Below are 17,691 nucleotides of genomic sequence, written 5' to 3' on the forward strand. Positions count from 1 at the left end.
TGCCCGAATTGGGGACTTTTTCCAAGGATTTTCCCTCCTCTTTTTGATGCTGACGGGAGACATTTTTTGCTGACACGGGAGAAAACAAAAATTCTCTCCTGAGGAAAAAATAATTCTCTCCTGTGTTAGCAAAATTTTTCTCAGGAGAGAATTTCGACCCTCTCAGAACGCCCTATTCATCGGTGTTTTGGGAGAGCAATTCGGAGCATATAAGAGGGAGATATATCCACCCCTATACGGAACTCTTTTTTCCTCCTTTTTCCTCGATTTTTGCCTCGAGAAGAATTTACAAAACATGTCTATTCCGAGAGGATAAAATAGGAGCTTCTTGACTGCATTCTGATTGCTCAGCTGCTCTTTGTGAGATTCACGGGAAGGGTTGTTGCATGAGGACACGATGATTTCATGGAAAGCAGCTGTAACAGCCTCTTAGATCTGCCCACACATTGTGCACAGGAGGGGAGGCTTTGGCCCATGCTCTAAACAAAGAAAGTGCCACAACCCGATCAAGGGTTGTGGCACTTTCGATAAGAGCAGTCCCCCATGGGAGGATAGGCTACATAGTGGAGCTGGAGGGAGTTGAACCCTCGTCCAAACGCGGAAACAAATTGCTTTCTACATGTTTAGTTACACCTGCTTTTTTCGGGGCTTATCCTGTCAGTAACCTCCAATGGCATCACCCCTATCCCCCTAAATACGGTCTTCGCCCGAGGGCTTAGCGAGACTGACCCCGACTAACGTGCGCCGCCATATCGATCCGTTTCGGGATAAGAGTGATCGGGCGACGTCTCGTCTCCGCGACTGTCGCAGAGATGAAGCGGTTAACCTACTATACTTCGGTTACGCAGCGAGAGCGAAATTATTTGCGCCAACTAAAAGTTGTGATGTCTGAGATTAAAGTGCCAGGCCAACAACGCACTACATGCTTACAAGTCGGTTCGTCACGCTGTCAAAGCCGGTCAGCCCCGAATTGTAGGGACAAAGGTAGTTCTTTTCGTTTGGATTGCGGCTTAGTGTCGCTACCCTCCCCTTCTAACAGCCTTACAGACACTATGTATATGTTTACCGATGCTCCACGGATACATTAAGAGGGAGGTAAGGAGCAGGGATAAACTCTACAAAAGCTGTGTATGGATAGAGAAAACCGCCAAAAGAGGAGACAAACCAAAGGGCTAACCTCATGAGTTTCGCTCTAGTATGAGTCATAACGTCTGCCGCCTCGTTGGTCGGGTACCCATAGTCCATCTTCCTTGTGCGGTTGGATGGCTTGTATTCTCACAGCTACTTCGGCTTGATTATGCCGAGCTGTCGATTATCAGACCGCAAGGCTCCCTCCATTACAAGGGGTGGCAAATTGTTGGTTCCTCCACATAACTCAACATAGAACTACTGATATATCATTGACACACAATATATAATCACACAACCGAAGTGGTGTGCATTCAAAAAAGTTGATAGTCGGAGAGAGACAAAAGAATATGGAAAAACAATGATTTCTGGATTATTTTCTGAGGTTTGAGACACATTCTCCGGCTGTGTTTCAGTCTCATTTTTATTGAGCAGGTATTGCACGATTGGGGGGAAAGGTATACTTTTGTGTCCGAAATACAGGATGCTTATACGCTCCTGTCGGTCCTATAGCTCAGTTGGTTAGAGCACCTGACTCATAATCAGGGAGTCCTTGGTTCAAGCCCAAGTGGGACCACATGACCGCTCGGCGGTTGTGTTTTCTGTCAGCCTCGGCATATCCCGCCGGGGCTTTTTTATTCCTGAAAATCGGATCCGATTTTCTCATAGCATATTTCTTGCTTCTCTCACTCTTTCCGAACAAACAACTCTCTCATTCAGAATTTTAGATAGGTATTTTCTACTACATAGTTGCAGCCATCCTACGGGGATTGCGTACCTTAGTGCCAGAATCAAAAAACATGCACACCCCATGATAAAAGATTTATTGATGCGAAACCGCTCATACAGACGATTCGACGAAAACGTGGAAGTACCTGTAGAGAAAATAGAGTCTTGGGTAGAAGCAGCCAGATATACCGCCTCGATGCGCAATGTACAGCCTTTGAAGTATATCCTTGTCACAGATCCCACCCATTGCGAACAGCTTTGCCGAATGGTCCATTGGGCAGGCTATCTTACCGACTGGGATGGCCCGGAAGAGGGAGAACGTCCCAGAGCCTTTTTAGTACAGGTGCTGGACAGTAACATTGCTGCTTCGGGCCGGTACGACGAGGGGTTGCAGCTCGAGGCCATTACCCTCTCGGCCATCGAAGACGGTTTTGGTTGCTGCATCATGCTTAGCTTCAGTCAGGGCGAAGTAGCTCGATATTTTGATTTACCTGACAATATCTTCCCATTAGCTATCGTGGCGATAGGGAAACCTGCCGAAAAGGTTGTTTTGGAAGATATGCAAGCCTATGGAGACTATAAGTATTACCATGATGAAAATGGAGTACACCATGTGCCAAAACGCAAATTTGAAGACTTGGTATTTGCTCGTATCTATCCACAAGATTAGATGAGCTTGGGCAACTTGCAGGCTGTGCCGATTGTGTACCTTTGTCGTCGCAAGGGCGATGCCCTGACTAAATACAACAGACAGACTACAAGATGAGCAAACAACAAATACGCATCGCTGTTGTCGGGCTGGGTAATATCGGTCGATATGCCATTGAGGCTATCGAGAATGCACCCGACTGTACCGTTGCCGGGATTGTTCGCCGACAAGTGACAGAGCTGCCCGCCCGGTATTGTGTCTACAAGCAGGTGACAGAGTTGGCCGAGCTGGGGCAAGTTGATGTGGCCTTATTATCCCAACCTTCCCGACTTATTCCGGAGGTAGCTGCCGGCCTTCTTTCTCGAGGGATACGCACTGTGGACAGCTTTGATATACATTCGGAAATACCCGATCTGCGTAAGCGACTCAATGCCGTAGCGCAATCCCATGGCACAGCCGCTATATTGGCTGCTGGCTGGGATCCGGGTAGCGACTCAGTGGTGCGTACGCTGATGCAGGCCATGCTCCCTCAAGGAATTACTTACACCGATTTTGGCCCGGGCATGAGCATGGGGCATAGTGTGGCAGCACAAGCGATTGAAGGTGTAGAAAAAGCACTCTCTATCACGATACCGCTCGGAACTTCCGTGCACCGTCGTATGGTGTACGTAGAGCTTTCCGAGGGATATAGCAAAGAAGAGGTTGAGACAAAAATCAAGTCGGATGACTATTTTGCACACGATGAGACGCACGTCATAGTCGTAGAATCGGTAGATGCGCTCAAGGACGTGGGGCATGGGGTACACATGAGCCGCAAAGGTGTGAGCGGGTGCACACACAACCAACAACTGACATTCGATATGCGCATCAATAACCCAGCCCTTACAGCTCAGATATTAGTAGCATCAGCCAGAGCGGCCATGCGAATGGCACCCGGAGCCTATACTCTGCCCGAAGTGGCACCCATAGATTTGCTTCCTGGTGAAAGAGACCAGTGGATAGGCTTGCTGGTATAGTTTGGAGAATATAAACACAGATACAGTATGATAAACTGGACAGTTTCTCCCGAAATATTTACTCTCTTCGACCACGAAATCCGTTGGTACGGGTTGCTGTTTGGGGTTGGTCTTATTGTTTTCGGTCCCATGATTATGTCGGTTATCTGGAAACGGGAGCAACTCAAAGAAGATTGGATGAGGAAGATGGGTATTTATGTCTTCATCGGCACTATCGTAGGAGCTCGATTGGGGCATGTACTCTTTTATGATCTCGGGTACTACCTGAGCAATCCGATCAAAATTCTCGCCATTCACGAAGGTGGTTTGGCTAGTCATGGAGGCACGATAGGAGTGTTGGTAGGGATGTGGCTATATGGCAAATATGTTACCGGCAAAGGATTTCTTTGGGGGCTCGACAGATTAGCCGTACCTGTAGGACTGGTTGCTGCTATGATCCGGCTAGGCAACTTGATGAACAGTGAGATATTCGGTCGTGCCACCTCTCTGCCTTGGGGCTTTCGCTTCCTGCGTTCGCATGACTATTGGTCCGAAGTTGTAGGAAGCCCGGATTATTCATCCGTATGGGATCAAATCCCGCCCGAGATGGTACAAAATCTGCCAGCTGTCCATCCTACGCAGATATACGAAGCGATCTGCTACCTAATTGTATTCGGCATTTGCCTGTGGCTCTATTTCTGCTACAATGCAACTCGAAAATACAACGGCTTGATAGTCGGTGTTTTTCTGATTGGGATATTCGGCTCACGCTTCTTTATAGAGATGCTCAAGCTGGTGCAGGAGCCGTGGGAGCTGCAACTGATTGATTCAATCGGCATGAACATGGGACAACTACTGAGTATACCTTTCCTCGCCTTGGGCATCTACTGGGTGGTGCGTGCTATAGGCCAAAGCAGGAAACACCAAACTGTTTCTATCGACCAACAATAAAAAATCAAATACCAACCCATCAAATATTCAACAGACGTAATGATACAAATACCTCAAATTACAGAAGGCATCTACTATGTTGGTGTCAATGACCGATCAAAGGCGAAGTTTGAAAATATGTGGCCTTTGACCAATGGCGTATCCTACAACTCTTATCTGATTGTCGATGAGCAGGTCGTATTGGTCGATACGGTAGATGTATGCTATAGCGATACATTTTTCTACAAAATCGACCTTATCCTGCAAGGTCGTCCAATTGATTACCTTATCGTCAATCACATGGAGCCGGATCATAGTGGGTCGATAGGGTTGCTTCGTCAGAAATACCCCAATATCCGTATTATAGGCAACAAGAAAACATTCAATATGCTGGCTGGATACCATGGTATCACGGACAATTTGTTGGAGGTAGAACAGGGTAAGTCTATCTGTATCGGCAAGAGAGAGCTGAGCTTCCTGATGGCACCCATGGTGCATTGGCCGGAAGTGATGTTTACCTACGAACAGCATGACAAGATCCTTTTCTCGGCTGATGCTTTCGGTACTTTCGGAGCCTTGAATGGACACATTCTGGACAAAGACATGAATCTGGAGCCCTATTGGCCTGAAATGGAGAGATACTATGCTTGCATCGTGGGTAAGTATGGTCCTTTTGTACAAAAGGTATTCAAGACCATTGAAAGCATGCCAATCGAGATCGACTATGTATGCCCCACTCATGGTCCTGTTTGGACGGCTGCTCATTTTGGTGAAGCCAAGGATTTGTACGACCGTTTCAGCAAATACCAGCCAGAGGAAGGTGCCGTAGTTGTGTTTGGATCAATGTACGGCCACACAGAAGTTTTGGCTGATACTATTGCCCAATCTATTGCTGCAGCAGGGATCCGCAACGTAGTATGCCACAGCCTTACATCCTCCGATCCCTCCCTCATTCTGAGAGATATATTCCGCTACAAAGCTGTTGTATTGGGCGCTCCGACCTATAGCAATGGGCTATTCTCTCCTATGCAATACCTGATGCACCTAATCGAAGTGCGTGAAATAAAAGATCGCTACTTGTCTGTATTCGGCTCATTTACCTGGGGAAGTCAAGCTGTGAAAAAGATGCTCCCATTGGCAGAAACCATGGGTTGGGAACTGGTAGGCGAACCGGTAGAAATGAAGATGTCTCCCACCCTGGAGGTTTTGCAAAAGGGATGGGACTTGGGACAAGCCGTAGCTGAGAAACTCAAGAGTAATCGCAACTGATTGGCCTTACCAGGGCTTAATTAGGATGGTTTAACCCGTCCTGATAGATAATCAAAGGATCCGGGCGTGAGAAGAGACAATCTCCTCACGCCCGGGTTCTTTGTCTGACAGGCTGTATGCTATCTTTGCAGCAAGAAAAGAATCGACAGGTGGCACAAGCTCTCAATCTCACCGTTGGCGATGTACGCAAGCAACTGGTGCGTATCGCCCTGCCTATCATGGGGACTTCTTTTATCCACATGGCCTACAGTTTTACCGATATGGCTTGGCTCGGGCGACTCGGCTCCGAAGCTGTAGCTGCGGTGGGTGTTGTCTCTGTGCTTATATGGCTGGCCTATTCGATTTCCTATATCAACAAGACAGGTAGCGAAGTGACTGTAGGCCAAAGCCTCGGTCAGGAACAGCAGGATCGGGCAGCTCACTACGCTTCCCACAACATAACCATATCGATACTGATCTCCCTCGTCTTGGGATTGATCTATTTCCTTTTCGGACGAAATATATTCGCATTCTACAAACTCTCCCCCGAGGTCGAGGAACTCTCTTTCTCTTACCTAAAAATTGTGCTTCTGGGTTTCCCTTGCACCTTTTTCTCCATTACGGTAAGTGGGATATACAATGGATCGGGATTGAGCCATATACCGTTCAAGGTAGCAGCATCCGGATTGGTTCTGAATATGATATTGGATCCGTTACTCATCTTTGTGTTAGGCTGGGGGACGGAGGGAGCGGCATGGGCGACCACGATCTCCCAGTTCGTGGTTTTCTGGCTGTCTTATTACTATATCCGTCATAAGGCCCAACTCTTCGGAGGGTTTCCTCTTTTGGTACATTTGCGATGGATCTATGTAAGAGAGATTCTCCGTATCGGATTGCCTGTGGCAATACTCAATTCTTTGTTCGTATTCGTCAGTATTTTTTTAGGCCGGCAAGCTTCTTCAGCAGCCATACATAGTGGCCTCCCGGGGCATATAGGAGTGGCAACGCTTACGACCGGAGGGCAACTCGAAGGTCTCACGTGGAATACCTCCCAAGGGTTTGCTACGGCTCTTTCCTCTATCGTGGCACAAAATTATGCAGCCGGCAAGCCGGATCGTATCTTTTTAGCCTACAAGTACACCTTGATGTATACCTCTATTTTTGGAGGATTGGGAACACTGCTCTTTGTTTTTTGGGGTAGCCAATTCTATTCTCTCATTGTTCCGGAACCGATGGCCTACCAGGCCGGCGGGGTCTATCTCAGGATTATTGGTTTTTCCCAATTGCTGATGATGTGCGAAATTGCAACCCAAGGGTTATTCTACGGTTGTGGTCGTTCTATGCCTCCGGCTATCATAAGTATTGTGGGCAATTACTTGCGCATACCAGTTGCTATCTATTGCATCAATAGAGGAATGGGACTGGAAGCAATTTGGTGGATTATCTCTATCAGTTCGATGTTCAAAGGCTCGGTAGCTCTCTTTTGGATGTTTATCCTTCGCAAAAAGCTTCTGCATAGAGTCTCTTTATGAGCAAGTTCAAAGGGCTATCATAGGAACATAATCCGAGGCGTGTATTGTACATCGAACTGTCAGAAAGGCCAATAAAGTCAATATTGTACCTTTGTTTCCGTAGATATTCCCAAAAACTCAACATCGGAGCGAGGTTTTTACCCGACCGAAACAAATAAAATTGCACCTCCATGTCTGAAAAGCCGACACAAGCTCTCGTCTCTGTTTTGATCCCTGTTTATAGGGTGGAGAAGTATGTAGCTCGTTGCTTATACTCGGTATTGAACCAAACCTACCGCCCCTTAGAATTGGTCATAGTAGACGACAGAGGCGGAGATCGCTCCATGGAGATTGTCAGAGAGTTGTTGCCAGAATCAAGCTCGGAGCTGCAAATACGACTATTGCAAAATGAAACCAATCGAGGCGTGGCCTACTGTCGGCAAAAACTGCTTGAGGAAGCAAGTGGAGACTATTGCTTATACCTTGATTCGGACGACTATTGGCACAGCCCGGATAGCCTGGAATGTCTCATGCAAGCAATGCTCTCAACCGGGGTTGACTGCCTTGTGACAGACTACTATGCAGACTACCCTAAGAAGAAAGAGTACATGCGGGTAAATTGTCCAATAAGTTCCACAGATGCAGCCAAAGCAGTCTTGAGCGGACAAATGCCAGGCTTTATGTGGAATAAATGCTTTCACACAGAGGCTTTGCGCCATCATGGAGGAGGCTTTGCTCCGGGCAAAAGGCTCATGGAAGATCTGCGTGCCATAATTCCTTTCTTTGCTTCCAACATACGGATTGCCTATCTGCCAATGGCTTTGGTACACTATGAACAGGGAAATGTATCTTCTCTGCTTAGTACGACCGGGGCGAAAGATCTGAATGAGCTAATGGAGGCCGTTGATTACTGCCGGGACGAGCTGCTGCGACGCGATCCCCAAGCACAAGAGCGATATGGAAGAGAAATACAAATGGCCTATCTGAATGCCAAAGCTCTGCTCTATGCTCGCTCTCCCCTCTCCTTTTATCCTCATATCCGAGCCTGTCACCCAGAGGTGGATCATCTGAACAAAATTCGCCCGGCAGCTTGGTACCACAAACTCATCTATAAGCTGCAATCTCAGGCTCTCACCGGCAGCTTGGGTTATGTCTTGCTATTGCTCTTAAACCGATGGAAGTCATTTTTGCGTCGCTGATATATTACAGTTGCTTCTTTGCTCTTTTTGCCTTGCTCATCTACATGGGTAGGACAACCGAGAGATTGTCTGCCTATCCCATGTTCGCTCTATGGTTGTTGCTCACGATTTTTGCCGGAATGCGTTTCGGTCCAGGACGTGACTTTTCTATGTATCTGAACATTTACGAGTATGGCGAACATACACCAAACTACCACGTATTGGAGCCTTTCTGGAAGGAAATGATAGATCTTTTCCGCCGCTGGGGCGTAAGTTCGGCTGTTTGGTTCACGACTGTGGCCGGACTGACCTATGCTCTACTGATATATGGTTTTCGTCGTCTCTGTGGGGAGAACTGGTGGATTGCGATACTGGCATTCGTACTGGTTTACTCGGGTTATTTCGAGACATTCAATATCATGCGTCAGTACTTGGCTTTAGGGATTATGATAGCCTCCTACCCCTTGATGCAACAAAAGCGTTATTTGTGGTTTGCTCTTTGTCTGGTTGGGGCTTTCTTGGTGCACTCTTCCGCAGCGATCATACTACCGATGCTATTGATAGCCCGGATTAAATGGAACAAATATATTTTGGCTGCATTGCTTGTTTTCTCCCCCCTATTGAGCGAACTTCTGCTCCCTTCGATGTTGGATTTGCTGGGGAATATTCTACCCGACCGATATGGAATCTATACAGAGAAGAGTCAAGTATCCAAGATGCAAACCGAGACCGGCCTATATCCTTTATTCCTGATGTTTGTAGCCCTTTATTTCGTTTTCTCAGCCAAGCGAATAAGTAAATATCGCCCGGAGATATATCCCTATATCAATAGTCTGGTTTTTGCTGTCATCATATACAGCTTGTTCAAGAACTTTGAGACAGGGGTGCGAATCTTCTACTATCCTTTCGCTTTTTTCTTCCCTTTGCTTGCTCTGACAGTGAAGCCCGGCGATAAACTAAAGCGGCAGCCGGCTATTGTAGCCATACTGCTTGTCTTCTCCATCTTTACCTGTAAAAACCTCTCCGATATAAATGAGAGTTATTCCAAATATCGCAATATCTACGATACTCGGCGTTATCGCACTACTGCCATCCTGCAAGAAGAGAGCATTATATCACCTGTGTTGGTGAAAAGCCTTGTAGAGACTAAAGCGAGAGGGTAAGCCAAGTCAGAGTGCCGGAAACGATTTGAAACACAGGCCACATGACTCCCTGTTTTCTACATTCGAGATCGCAGTACGGTCTCTTCCTCATTCGATCGCAATCTCTCTCAGATTGATCGATCCAATTGCTACTAAAAAGGCTTGGCTCTGAAGGAACATCTTTGTTTTCCTTCGGGGCCAAGCCTTCTTGTTTAGGGGATTAGCAGTGAGCTATAACTCAAATACTCTGTTCTATCGTCCAGACAAAAGCCCTCAGTCCCTGTTGAGGAGTGGCCTCATCCAACTCTTTCAGGGCAGAAAGGAGAGGTTCCACCTTGTGATCTTCGCAAACAGTCATGAGAGCTTCGTTGAGAGTAGGCCAAGCATGGGTACCCAAGTGTGGATCCCCATCTCTGCTACCTCTGCCTCTCACAGCAGGCCAATGTGTATATCCCTTCAGATTGAGTCGCTCCAAAGTACGCACGACAATGTCTCTATAGGCCTGGTTATATGTTATCAAAACGGATTTCATCTGTTTGAACTATTGATAAGGTTCGACTTTTGTTTCTCGTACAACTTGCGGTACAGGATTCGACGCTCACGCTTTAGGGTACGTTTCTGCAACGAAGCATAAATAGTGGGCACCAACACCAAGGTGATCAATGTGGATACCGTGAGACCGAAAACAACCGTAATACCCATAGGACGCCACATTTCCGAGCCTTCACCCAAGCCGATAGCCAGAGGGAGCATCCCCAATACGGTGGTAGCTGTTGTCATCAATACGGGACGTAAGCGTGACCGTCCGGCACGGATAATACTTTGTCGTACACTCATCCCTCTTTCTCGACAGAGGCGGATATAGTCGATAAGCACGATACCATTCTTTACTACTATACCCATCAGCATGATAAGTCCGATGAAGGACATCACCGACAAAGTTGTGCATGTAATCAACAACCCCAATATCACGCCGGTAAAGGCAAATGGGATCGAAAACATGATCACAAACGGATCTCTTAAACTTTCAAACTCTGCTGCCATCACGATGAAGACAAGCATGATAATGAGCACCAAGAGACTCGTAAGGTCAGCAAAACTCTCTTGCTGATTTTCCAGTGTGCCACCGACCTTGTAGGTAACTCCTTCCGGTATCTCCAGTTCTTTGAGCATCTTCTTGGATTCTCGAGAAAGGTCACTCAAAGCCTTTCCGGGTGCTACAAGACCTTTTACTGTGACAATACGTTGGCGGTCTTTACGCTCTATCGTAGGTGGCATATAACGCTCCACGACACGCCCCAAGTCTGCCAGACGTATGCCCTTGCCCTGTGGAGTATATATCAGCAAGTTTTCGATGTCTTTTATCGAGCGTCTGTATGTAGGAGCCAGTAGTACCCGAATATTGTACTCGTCGCCGTCCTCACGGAAGAAGCCGGCACGACTCCCCTGAATACTGTTGCGCACGAAAGCAGAAGCCATACTCAGATTCAAACCATTCTCTGCCAGTTTGATCCTGTCAAATTCTATCTGGAACTCCGGAACATAGTCTTCACGGCTCATCCGAATTTCCGAACAGGAAGAGAATGACTTCATCCGCTCTCTAATCTCCTGTGCCAACCTATCCGTTTTGGCAAAATCATGCCCATAAATCTCTATATCCACAGCTTGCTGCCCTCCGGCTCCACCTCCATGGTCTCCTCCGGGGTGTACCCTATAGAGCTTGATCTCGGGGTAATCCTTCAATGTCTCACGCATATAGTCGGCAACTTCCACCATTGAGCGTTCTCGACTGCCGGGATCTGTCAGGCGAACGTTGTACTCTATGATATGGCTACCATTGCTGCGCATAGAGGCAAATGTGTTTTCCGCATCGGCTTGTCCCACGGCATACTGACACATAGCCAATTCGGGTATCTCAGAGGTCCACCGCTTGTATATTTTTTCGCCCAACACGCGAGATTGACTCACAGCCGTACCCACTGGCAATTCGACCTGCACAGTGATATAGGAAATGTCTTGTTGAGGGAAAAACTCTGTCTTGACCAGAGGGAATAAGCAAAGGCTGAAAATAAAAATCGCCAAAGATAATCCTATAACCATACGGCGGCGACTTACGGCTACTCGGAGGGTACGCTCATAGATACGCTCAAAACGCTCGAGGACTCTTTGGATGGGAGCAAAAACCAGCTCCTGTATACGAGATTTCTTAGGGATACGCTTCAAAAGTTGCGAACTGAGAGTCGGAGTGAGGCTAAGAGCCGCCACTGTGGAGATGATCATGATAATACTCACAATCCATCCTAACTGACGGAAAAGAATCCCTGTCATACCTGGCATCAAAGTCAAGGGTAGGAATACAGCCAACATCGTCAAGGTCGAAGCCACAACAGATATACCTACCTCATTGGTAGCATGAATAGCTGCCTGTTTAGGGTAGGCTCCTCGCTCTATGTGAGTGGTAATGTTTTCCAAGACCACGATAGCATCGTCTACCACCATACCGATGGCAATGGATAAAGAACTAAGAGAAATGATATTGAGCGAATTACCCGAGAAATAGAGGTAAATGAATGAGCCTACCAGAGAAATCGGTATCGTGAGAATAATGATAAAAGTGGCCCTCCAGCGTCCAAGAAAACACAAGACAACCAACAAGACCACGAAGAACGTGATATAGATTGTCTCCTTGAGACTGTTGATAGTATTGACAATGTTGCTCGAAGTGTCATAAATCACACCGATATGCACATCGGTAGGCAGTTTCTTGGATATTTCGGGTAAACGTCTGGATACTTCTTTGGAAATCTCCACCGAATTGGCACCACTCTGTTTGTTTATTACAATCACAGCACTTCGGCGTCCATTGGCGTAGCTCTCCTGCTGTCTCTCAGCTGTGCCGTCTATCACTTCTGCCAAGTCCCTCAAGTAGATGTTACGCCCTTGTACGCTGGCTACCACCAGGTCTCGTATTTCTTGTGGATCTCTGATTTCTCCCTGCACACGTAGCGCAGTTGTTTCGTGTCCAATATCCAAAAGTCCGGAAGACACAGCTCTGTTTTCTGCCAAGATTACACGGCTGATCTGTTCGATAGACACATGATAGGCTTCGAGTTTGGCTGGGTCGCAGTGGATAAGTATCTCTCTCTTCACGGTACCGGTCTTGGACACAGCCCCTACTCCATCAATACGTGCCAATTCGTTCACGACATTGTCTTCCAAGATCTTATCCAAAGCCTTGACACTCTTATCCGCTTCTACCGATAGGATCACAATGGGTATATCGTCCGCTCCGAAGCGGAAAATGGCTGGCTTGCCGACATCCTCGGGCAAACGGTTGCCCATGGCATCAAGTTTGTCTCTCACATCGTTCGTTGCCTCTGTAATATCCACTCCTTCCATAAATTCGAGCGAAATGACAGATATGCCCTCGCGATTTTTGCTCGAGATATGCTTGAGGTTGCTCACCCCATTGAGGACGTTCTCCAGAGGCTTAGTTACATTGGTCTCCACATCCGAAGAGTTGGCTCCGAAATAGGTGGTGAGCACCATTATATTGTTGCTCTCAAACTCCGGATAGAGGTCTATCGGAAGTTTGACAAGGCTGAATACACCCAACACAACCAAAGCCACAAAGACCAGGATTGTGGTAACAGGTTTGCGGACAGCTGTTTCGTATAGATTCATGACCTAACCTCTCAAGAATTACTTATCCCTCTTGCTTATTCTCACTTCTTGACCCTCTTTGAGAGTCCCGGCTCCCTTGCTTACTACAATATCACCTGCGTTGAGGCCCTCGACAATCTCTACAAGTTCACCTTTGCTTCGACCCAATTTGACCTCTCTCGACTCGACTTTATTGTTCTTCAGCACATAGACGAATCGGCCTCCCGTACCGGCTTGCCGATTGATTGCCAACGAATTGACCGCAATCACTTCCTTTTCTCCGAAGTGCACATCAACGCGTGCATACATCCCCGGACGGATCCGCATCTTTGCATTGGGGATCTCCACCTCCACCCCAAAAGTGTGACTCATAGCATCGATAGTCGGGTATACCAGAGAGACGTAACCACGGAAACTCTCTCCAGGAATGGCTTCTAAGCTCACGTCTACCGGCATCTTGGCTTTAACCTGCCCATAGTACATCTCGGAGATATTCAGCTTGAGCCTGACCGGAGCAATCTGTTCCACCACATAGATAGGGAGCTGAGGAGAAGACATATCTCCGCTATCGTAATTGCGAGCAGTCACAATTCCGCTCACAGGACTGCGCAATACCGTATTATCAAGCATATTACGGTACTGGTTACGAGTGATCTCCAGAGAACTCTTGCTCTGCTCCCAACGAGCCTGTGCCAGCCCTCCGGCTTTGAATAGCTCGTCGGTCCGTTTGAAATCCAGCTCTGCATTGTCCAACTGCACCTTAAGCCTATCAAGAGAGCTATTATCCAGACGAGCTAATACCTGCCCTTTGGCAACCCTGTCTCCGACTTCTACCAGCATACGCTCTATGCGGAGTGGGGCCTGCGGACTGATATTGTTACGCACCTTAGATTGTATGATCGCAGAAAACTGTTCGGAGGCTTCCACTCGGGTACGAATTGCAATGGTTGTATCGACCAATCGTACCGAATCCTCTTGGGCCAAAGTCTTGGCTTGTTTGCCTCCCCTGCTACAACCGGTGGCCATGCCCAAACCGAGCGACAAACAAAGTGCAGCAAAAGCTGCGCCATATTTCATACCGAGGGTTATATGTTTTTCCATTGCTATTATAGTTTTATCTGTGTTATTCTGGTTTGTTATTTCTGTTCGGGTTCTTTGCCGGTGAGCTTCTCCAGGGTATAGAGAGCAGTCATAAAATCGAAAACAGCCTGATCTTCATTCAATCTGGCCTGCAAGAGTTGCATATCTGCATCATTGACCTCCAGAAGAGTCCCCACTCCACTTTCGTATCTCTTGCGAGCGATCTCGTAGCCCTTTTCGGCTGCAGTAGCTGCCTTGTGAGCGGCACCGTAGCTCTTCACAGCCTTGTCTATCTGATCACTCTGCTGCTCCACTGCCAAAGAGATTTGCCGGCGGAGGTCTTCTCGCTGCAATCGCAGCATAGTCAGATCCGTATTGGCCTGCTTAACCGCATAGTAACGCTTCCCACTGCTAAAAATAGGGATAGACAGGCGGAAAGACATTGCAGCATTAGGAGACCAAAGTTTGTCTTCGGACAGCTTGAGGACGTTATTCATATAGTTGTAAGTGTAGTTGGATGAAACGACCAGCGAGGGTAAATAATCCCACTGTTTGGTTCGCTTGCTTTTCTTGAGCAAGTCGCCCTGAATATCCATCTGACGAAGAGAAGAGTTGCCCTGCACGGCAGTATCTACCCCAAAATAGGAGCTATAGACTTCGCCGGCATAGTCTGATAGTTTTTCGGAAAGAACAATCGGAGTAGAAGGGTCTATGGCCAGCAACACACAGAGTCGCTTATGTGCCAATAAGCGACCTCGCTCTGCCTGCAATAGCATCGGCTCAAGATTTCCGACTTGCACCTCGGCTCTCAGGCGATCGAAATCGGCAATCAAACCCTGCTCAAACTGATCTTGTATCTGCTTGTAATTTGTTGTTGCATTACGGTAGCTAGCCAGAAAAACCTCATACGAACGTTCTGCCAATAAAGCAGACAGGTAGGCCTTGCGCACCTCGGCTATCATCTCTATCCTTGCCGAGCGTGCCTTTTCCAAACTAAGCTCCATCTGAGTATTGCCGATAGCTATACTTTCCCACAACTTAGGAACGATCAATGGCATAGAGGCAGTAGCTCCCAATTGTAAATTATGTGTCTGCCCCATTTCTATACCTCTGGGTTCAGGCATACCCGGCATTTGTAAATAAACAACCGGCTTCTTAAAGGTATAGCTGTACGATACTGTACCATCTATCTGTGGAAAAAGGGCTGCAATCATTTCCCGTTTCATGTAGCTCTGCTTTTTGACGGACAGATCCGCCACACGCACAGATACATTCTCGCTCAAAGCAATACGCAAGGCCTCAGATAGGCCTATGTGGAGAGTATCTTGAGGTTCGTTGACTGAGGGTGGTGTCGACTGCCCGGAAAGAGTAACAGGGGCAGACAAGACGATCGCTGCTACAATACATGTAAATATTTTATTCATCTTCCCTAATTGTATGTTTACGTACCATATGGATGAGAGAAACCAATATAAGTTTAATCGAACTTACTGAACAAATGTACTTTTTTTGAGCAAACCTCGGTAAGAGGTTCGCGATTGAAATATCGACAGTATTTATACATGAGAGTCATTGGTTTTTTTGCACTGTCCTATCGAGGAGAAAAATAAGTACCGAGGGCCTCAAAATGTTTCTCAAAAGCCCTCCTTCCCCCCTCTGTGATGCGACATACCGTGCGTGTACGCTTACCAGCAAAGCCTTTCTCTACATCGATATATCCGGCTGTCTGCAACTTGTCTATTTGTACACTCAAGTTCCCTGCCGTAGCCCCCGTTTCTTCTTTGATATAAAGGAAATCGGCTTCCTGCACATACATCAAAATGGACATCACGGCAAGGCGTAATTCGGACATCAAAAGCGGATCTAATGGCTCAAGCATGAGTGTTTCTTTTTATTTGGAATGCCATGATATGCCCGGGGATGCAATGCATCAAAAAGAACGTAATAGCAAATATCAGTACTTTCAGAGCTATTGGAAGGGACAATATCATTAACGCATAACCCATGGTCATGCCAAAGATGGAACTATACTTAAGTAACTCCACATCAGCACCAAAGGCCGTAATAGCAGTAGCTGCTCCTATCAGAATTAACACTATTGATAGAATCTCTCCTTGCATAGGTATGAACCCGAGCAGTATAACATTTGTCCCCATTACGCCCCAAACCACATCCAGTAACTTGTCCATCTGTGTTTTGGGTATATGCCGTCGGTTTCCCTTTTTCAGAAAGAACCAAGAAAGTAGTCCTCCCACCACTGGAATGGCCAGCCACAAAAAGTTGGCATCATTGCCCCAATGTGGGTAAAGAAAGAAGACAAGTAATGAAATCGCCGTTGCAGTATATCCCCAGATCAAACAGGGCCTACTCGACCGATGCTCTATATTGCGACGTGTCTGATCCATCATGTTCTGTATTACACGCAGACTTTCTTGCGGTGTGAGATCTCGTTCTTCCATTGTCTCTGTCTGTTTATTGGATGTAACATTAAGGTAAGCAACGACAGAGACTCCTTTCTCCGTCATTGGCAAAGCGAAAATAAAACAGTTTGTATTATAAACCAAACTAACAAACAAAATGATTGTAATACAGAGGATTTACTACGTGTGTCTATTCTACAAAGTCTCTCAAGGGTACTTAGCACAGCAGACATACTATCAAAAAAGGGGAGGGATAGAACAAATTGGCCGAAACCTATTGAAAGACCATCTTTTTGTCTTTTTTCGGAACGATAGTAGCCTTCCATTGACATTTGCTCATAAATGAGGTGATTGCATGATCTCGGCTAAAAACTCCGACATAGTTCTCCAGACTGTGATTTCAGATTGTTTTCTTTTGTTTGTTTATCTCTCTTTTATGTTATCTTTTTGAGTTGGATTTTATGCCCGAATTAGGAGATTTTTGACTGTGTTTTCCCTCTCTTTTTTGATGTCGATAGGAGACGTTTTTTTGCTGACACGGGAGAAAACAAAAATTCTCTCCTGTGAAAAAAATAATTCTCTCCTGTGTTAGCAAAATTTTTCTCAGGAGAGAATTTTGACCCCTCCGAAACGCCCTATTCATCGGTGTTTGGGAAACCCCATATGAGGGGTATAAAAGGGAGACTATTCATCCGTGTATACAGTCTGTTTTTTCCTCTCTTTTCCCGGTTTTTATTACGATCTGAATTTTACAAAACATGTCGACTTTGGAAGCAAGAGACAAGGGCTTCCTGACAGCCATTGAAGAACACGTGAGCCAAAAAACTCTCGCACGAGGCTCTTTTGAGCCATCGTGTCTTAGCGCATCGTATAATCGTAAGAGATATTGTTGTATAACATCGTACTCGTGCATTATTTCCGGCATTCGAGCTTGGTCATAGTGGCTGGCATACTCCCTGTACCCTCTGTCTGAATGTCTTCAAGGTTACCGCGCTCTATAAAGTCAATAAGATGGCAA

Annotated in this window: 14 protein-coding genes, 1 tRNA gene and 1 other RNA gene; 8 read left to right on the forward strand and 8 right to left on the reverse strand. The window is 46.7% G+C overall.

The window, feature by feature from the left end:
- Positions 1 to 561: 561 nt before the first annotated feature.
- Positions 562 to 967: a transfer-messenger RNA gene (gene ssrA, locus B5D48_RS08235) on the reverse strand.
- Positions 968 to 1,062: 95 nt separating this feature from the next.
- Entirely contained in the window at positions 1,063 to 1,206 is a 144-nt protein-coding gene (locus tag B5D48_RS08240; RefSeq protein ID WP_158441715.1) for a hypothetical protein, read from the reverse strand.
- 425 nt (positions 1,207 to 1,631) lie between these two features.
- Between B5D48_RS08240 and B5D48_RS08245 the strand changes: the two genes are divergently transcribed.
- The 8 genes from B5D48_RS08245 to B5D48_RS08280 all read left to right on the forward strand — a co-directional run bounded on the left by B5D48_RS08245 (position 1,632) and on the right by B5D48_RS08280 (position 9,531).
- A tRNA-Ile gene (locus B5D48_RS08245) sits at positions 1,632 to 1,705 on the forward strand.
- Between the two features lie 234 nt (positions 1,706 to 1,939).
- Positions 1,940 to 2,527, forward strand: a complete 588-nt coding sequence (locus B5D48_RS08250; protein WP_023938171.1) for a nitroreductase family protein — start codon at positions 1,940 to 1,942, stop codon at positions 2,525 to 2,527.
- Positions 2,528 to 2,619: 92 nt separating this feature from the next.
- Entirely contained in the window at positions 2,620 to 3,522 is a 903-nt protein-coding gene (locus B5D48_RS08255) for a diaminopimelate dehydrogenase (RefSeq protein ID WP_023938172.1), read from the forward strand.
- 27 nt (positions 3,523 to 3,549) lie between these two features.
- A complete protein-coding gene (lgt, locus tag B5D48_RS08260; RefSeq protein WP_023938174.1) occupies positions 3,550 to 4,452 on the forward strand; it encodes a prolipoprotein diacylglyceryl transferase in 903 nt (300 codons plus the stop codon).
- Positions 4,453 to 4,491: 39 nt separating this feature from the next.
- Entirely contained in the window at positions 4,492 to 5,700 is a 1,209-nt protein-coding gene (locus B5D48_RS08265; RefSeq protein WP_023938176.1) for an FprA family A-type flavoprotein, read from the forward strand.
- 116 nt (positions 5,701 to 5,816) lie between these two features.
- Positions 5,817 to 7,211, forward strand: a complete 1,395-nt coding sequence (locus B5D48_RS08270) for an MATE family efflux transporter (RefSeq protein ID WP_023938178.1) — start codon at positions 5,817 to 5,819, stop codon at positions 7,209 to 7,211.
- Positions 7,212 to 7,381: 170 nt separating this feature from the next.
- A complete protein-coding gene (locus tag B5D48_RS08275) occupies positions 7,382 to 8,389 on the forward strand; it encodes a glycosyltransferase family 2 protein (protein WP_023938181.1) in 1,008 nt (335 codons plus the stop codon).
- Positions 8,365 to 9,531: an EpsG family protein gene (locus B5D48_RS08280; RefSeq protein WP_023938183.1), complete on the forward strand. Its 1,167-nt coding sequence runs from the start codon at positions 8,365 to 8,367 to the stop codon at positions 9,529 to 9,531. Before B5D48_RS08275 ends, B5D48_RS08280 begins: the two co-directional genes overlap by 25 nt.
- Before the next feature lie 217 nt (positions 9,532 to 9,748).
- On the opposite strand, the gene B5D48_RS08285 is transcribed toward B5D48_RS08280, so the two are convergent.
- The 6 genes from B5D48_RS08285 to B5D48_RS08310 all read right to left on the reverse strand — a co-directional run bounded on the left by B5D48_RS08285 (position 9,749) and on the right by B5D48_RS08310 (position 16,778).
- Complete coding sequence (locus tag B5D48_RS08285; RefSeq protein ID WP_036888110.1) at positions 9,749 to 10,042, reverse strand: PG0541 family transporter-associated protein; 294 nt, start codon at positions 10,040 to 10,042, stop codon at positions 9,749 to 9,751.
- Entirely contained in the window at positions 10,039 to 13,194 is a 3,156-nt protein-coding gene (locus tag B5D48_RS08290) for an efflux RND transporter permease subunit (protein WP_023938186.1), read from the reverse strand. The genes B5D48_RS08285 and B5D48_RS08290 overlap by 4 nt, the downstream gene beginning before the upstream one ends.
- Before the next feature lie 18 nt (positions 13,195 to 13,212).
- On the reverse strand, positions 13,213 to 14,274 hold the full coding sequence (locus tag B5D48_RS08295; RefSeq protein ID WP_052512533.1) for an efflux RND transporter periplasmic adaptor subunit: 1,062 nt from the start codon (positions 14,272 to 14,274) through the stop codon (positions 13,213 to 13,215).
- Positions 14,275 to 14,309: 35 nt separating this feature from the next.
- The gene (locus B5D48_RS08300) at positions 14,310 to 15,677 is read right to left on the reverse strand and encodes a TolC family protein (protein WP_023938188.1); all 1,368 of its coding nucleotides are present in this window, start codon (positions 15,675 to 15,677) and stop codon (positions 14,310 to 14,312) included.
- Between the two features lie 167 nt (positions 15,678 to 15,844).
- Positions 15,845 to 16,132, reverse strand: a complete 288-nt coding sequence (locus B5D48_RS08305; RefSeq protein WP_023938190.1) for a winged helix-turn-helix domain-containing protein — start codon at positions 16,130 to 16,132, stop codon at positions 15,845 to 15,847.
- Positions 16,125 to 16,778 carry a hypothetical protein gene (locus B5D48_RS08310; RefSeq protein WP_052512534.1) on the reverse strand — a complete coding sequence of 218 codons (654 nt, stop codon included), beginning with the start codon at positions 16,776 to 16,778 and terminating at the stop codon, positions 16,125 to 16,127. Before B5D48_RS08310 ends, B5D48_RS08305 begins: the two co-directional genes overlap by 8 nt.
- Positions 16,779 to 17,691: the final 913 nt, after the last annotated feature.

It is taken from the genome of Porphyromonas crevioricanis (genome assembly GCF_900167225.1).
GTDB lineage: Bacteria > Bacteroidota > Bacteroidia > Bacteroidales > Porphyromonadaceae > Porphyromonas > Porphyromonas crevioricanis.

Bases quoted from the DNA above. Each gene is read 5' to 3' on its own strand.
- B5D48_RS08240 (WP_158441715.1), bottom strand. From the start codon at position 1,206: ATGACTCATACTAGAGCGAAACTCATGAGGTTAGCCCTTTGGTTTGTC.
- B5D48_RS08250 (WP_023938171.1), top strand. From the start codon at position 1,940: ATGATAAAAGATTTATTGATGCGAAACCGCTCATACAGACGATTCGAC.
- B5D48_RS08255 (WP_023938172.1), top strand. From the start codon at position 2,620: ATGAGCAAACAACAAATACGCATCGCTGTTGTCGGGCTGGGTAATATC.
- lgt (WP_023938174.1), top strand. From the start codon at position 3,550: ATGATAAACTGGACAGTTTCTCCCGAAATATTTACTCTCTTCGACCAC.
- B5D48_RS08265 (WP_023938176.1), top strand. From the start codon at position 4,492: ATGATACAAATACCTCAAATTACAGAAGGCATCTACTATGTTGGTGTC.
- B5D48_RS08270 (WP_023938178.1), top strand. From the start codon at position 5,817: ATGCTATCTTTGCAGCAAGAAAAGAATCGACAGGTGGCACAAGCTCTC.
- B5D48_RS08275 (WP_023938181.1), top strand. From the start codon at position 7,382: ATGTCTGAAAAGCCGACACAAGCTCTCGTCTCTGTTTTGATCCCTGTT.
- B5D48_RS08280 (WP_023938183.1), top strand. From the start codon at position 8,365: ATGGAAGTCATTTTTGCGTCGCTGATATATTACAGTTGCTTCTTTGCT.
- B5D48_RS08285 (WP_036888110.1), bottom strand. From the start codon at position 10,042: ATGAAATCCGTTTTGATAACATATAACCAGGCCTATAGAGACATTGTC.
- B5D48_RS08290 (WP_023938186.1), bottom strand. From the start codon at position 13,194: ATGAATCTATACGAAACAGCTGTCCGCAAACCTGTTACCACAATCCTG.
- B5D48_RS08295 (WP_052512533.1), bottom strand. From the start codon at position 14,274: ATGGAAAAACATATAACCCTCGGTATGAAATATGGCGCAGCTTTTGCT.
- B5D48_RS08300 (WP_023938188.1), bottom strand. From the start codon at position 15,677: ATGAATAAAATATTTACATGTATTGTAGCAGCGATCGTCTTGTCTGCC.
- B5D48_RS08305 (WP_023938190.1), bottom strand. From the start codon at position 16,132: ATGCTTGAGCCATTAGATCCGCTTTTGATGTCCGAATTACGCCTTGCC.
- B5D48_RS08310 (WP_052512534.1), bottom strand. From the start codon at position 16,778: ATGACGGAGAAAGGAGTCTCTGTCGTTGCTTACCTTAATGTTACATCC.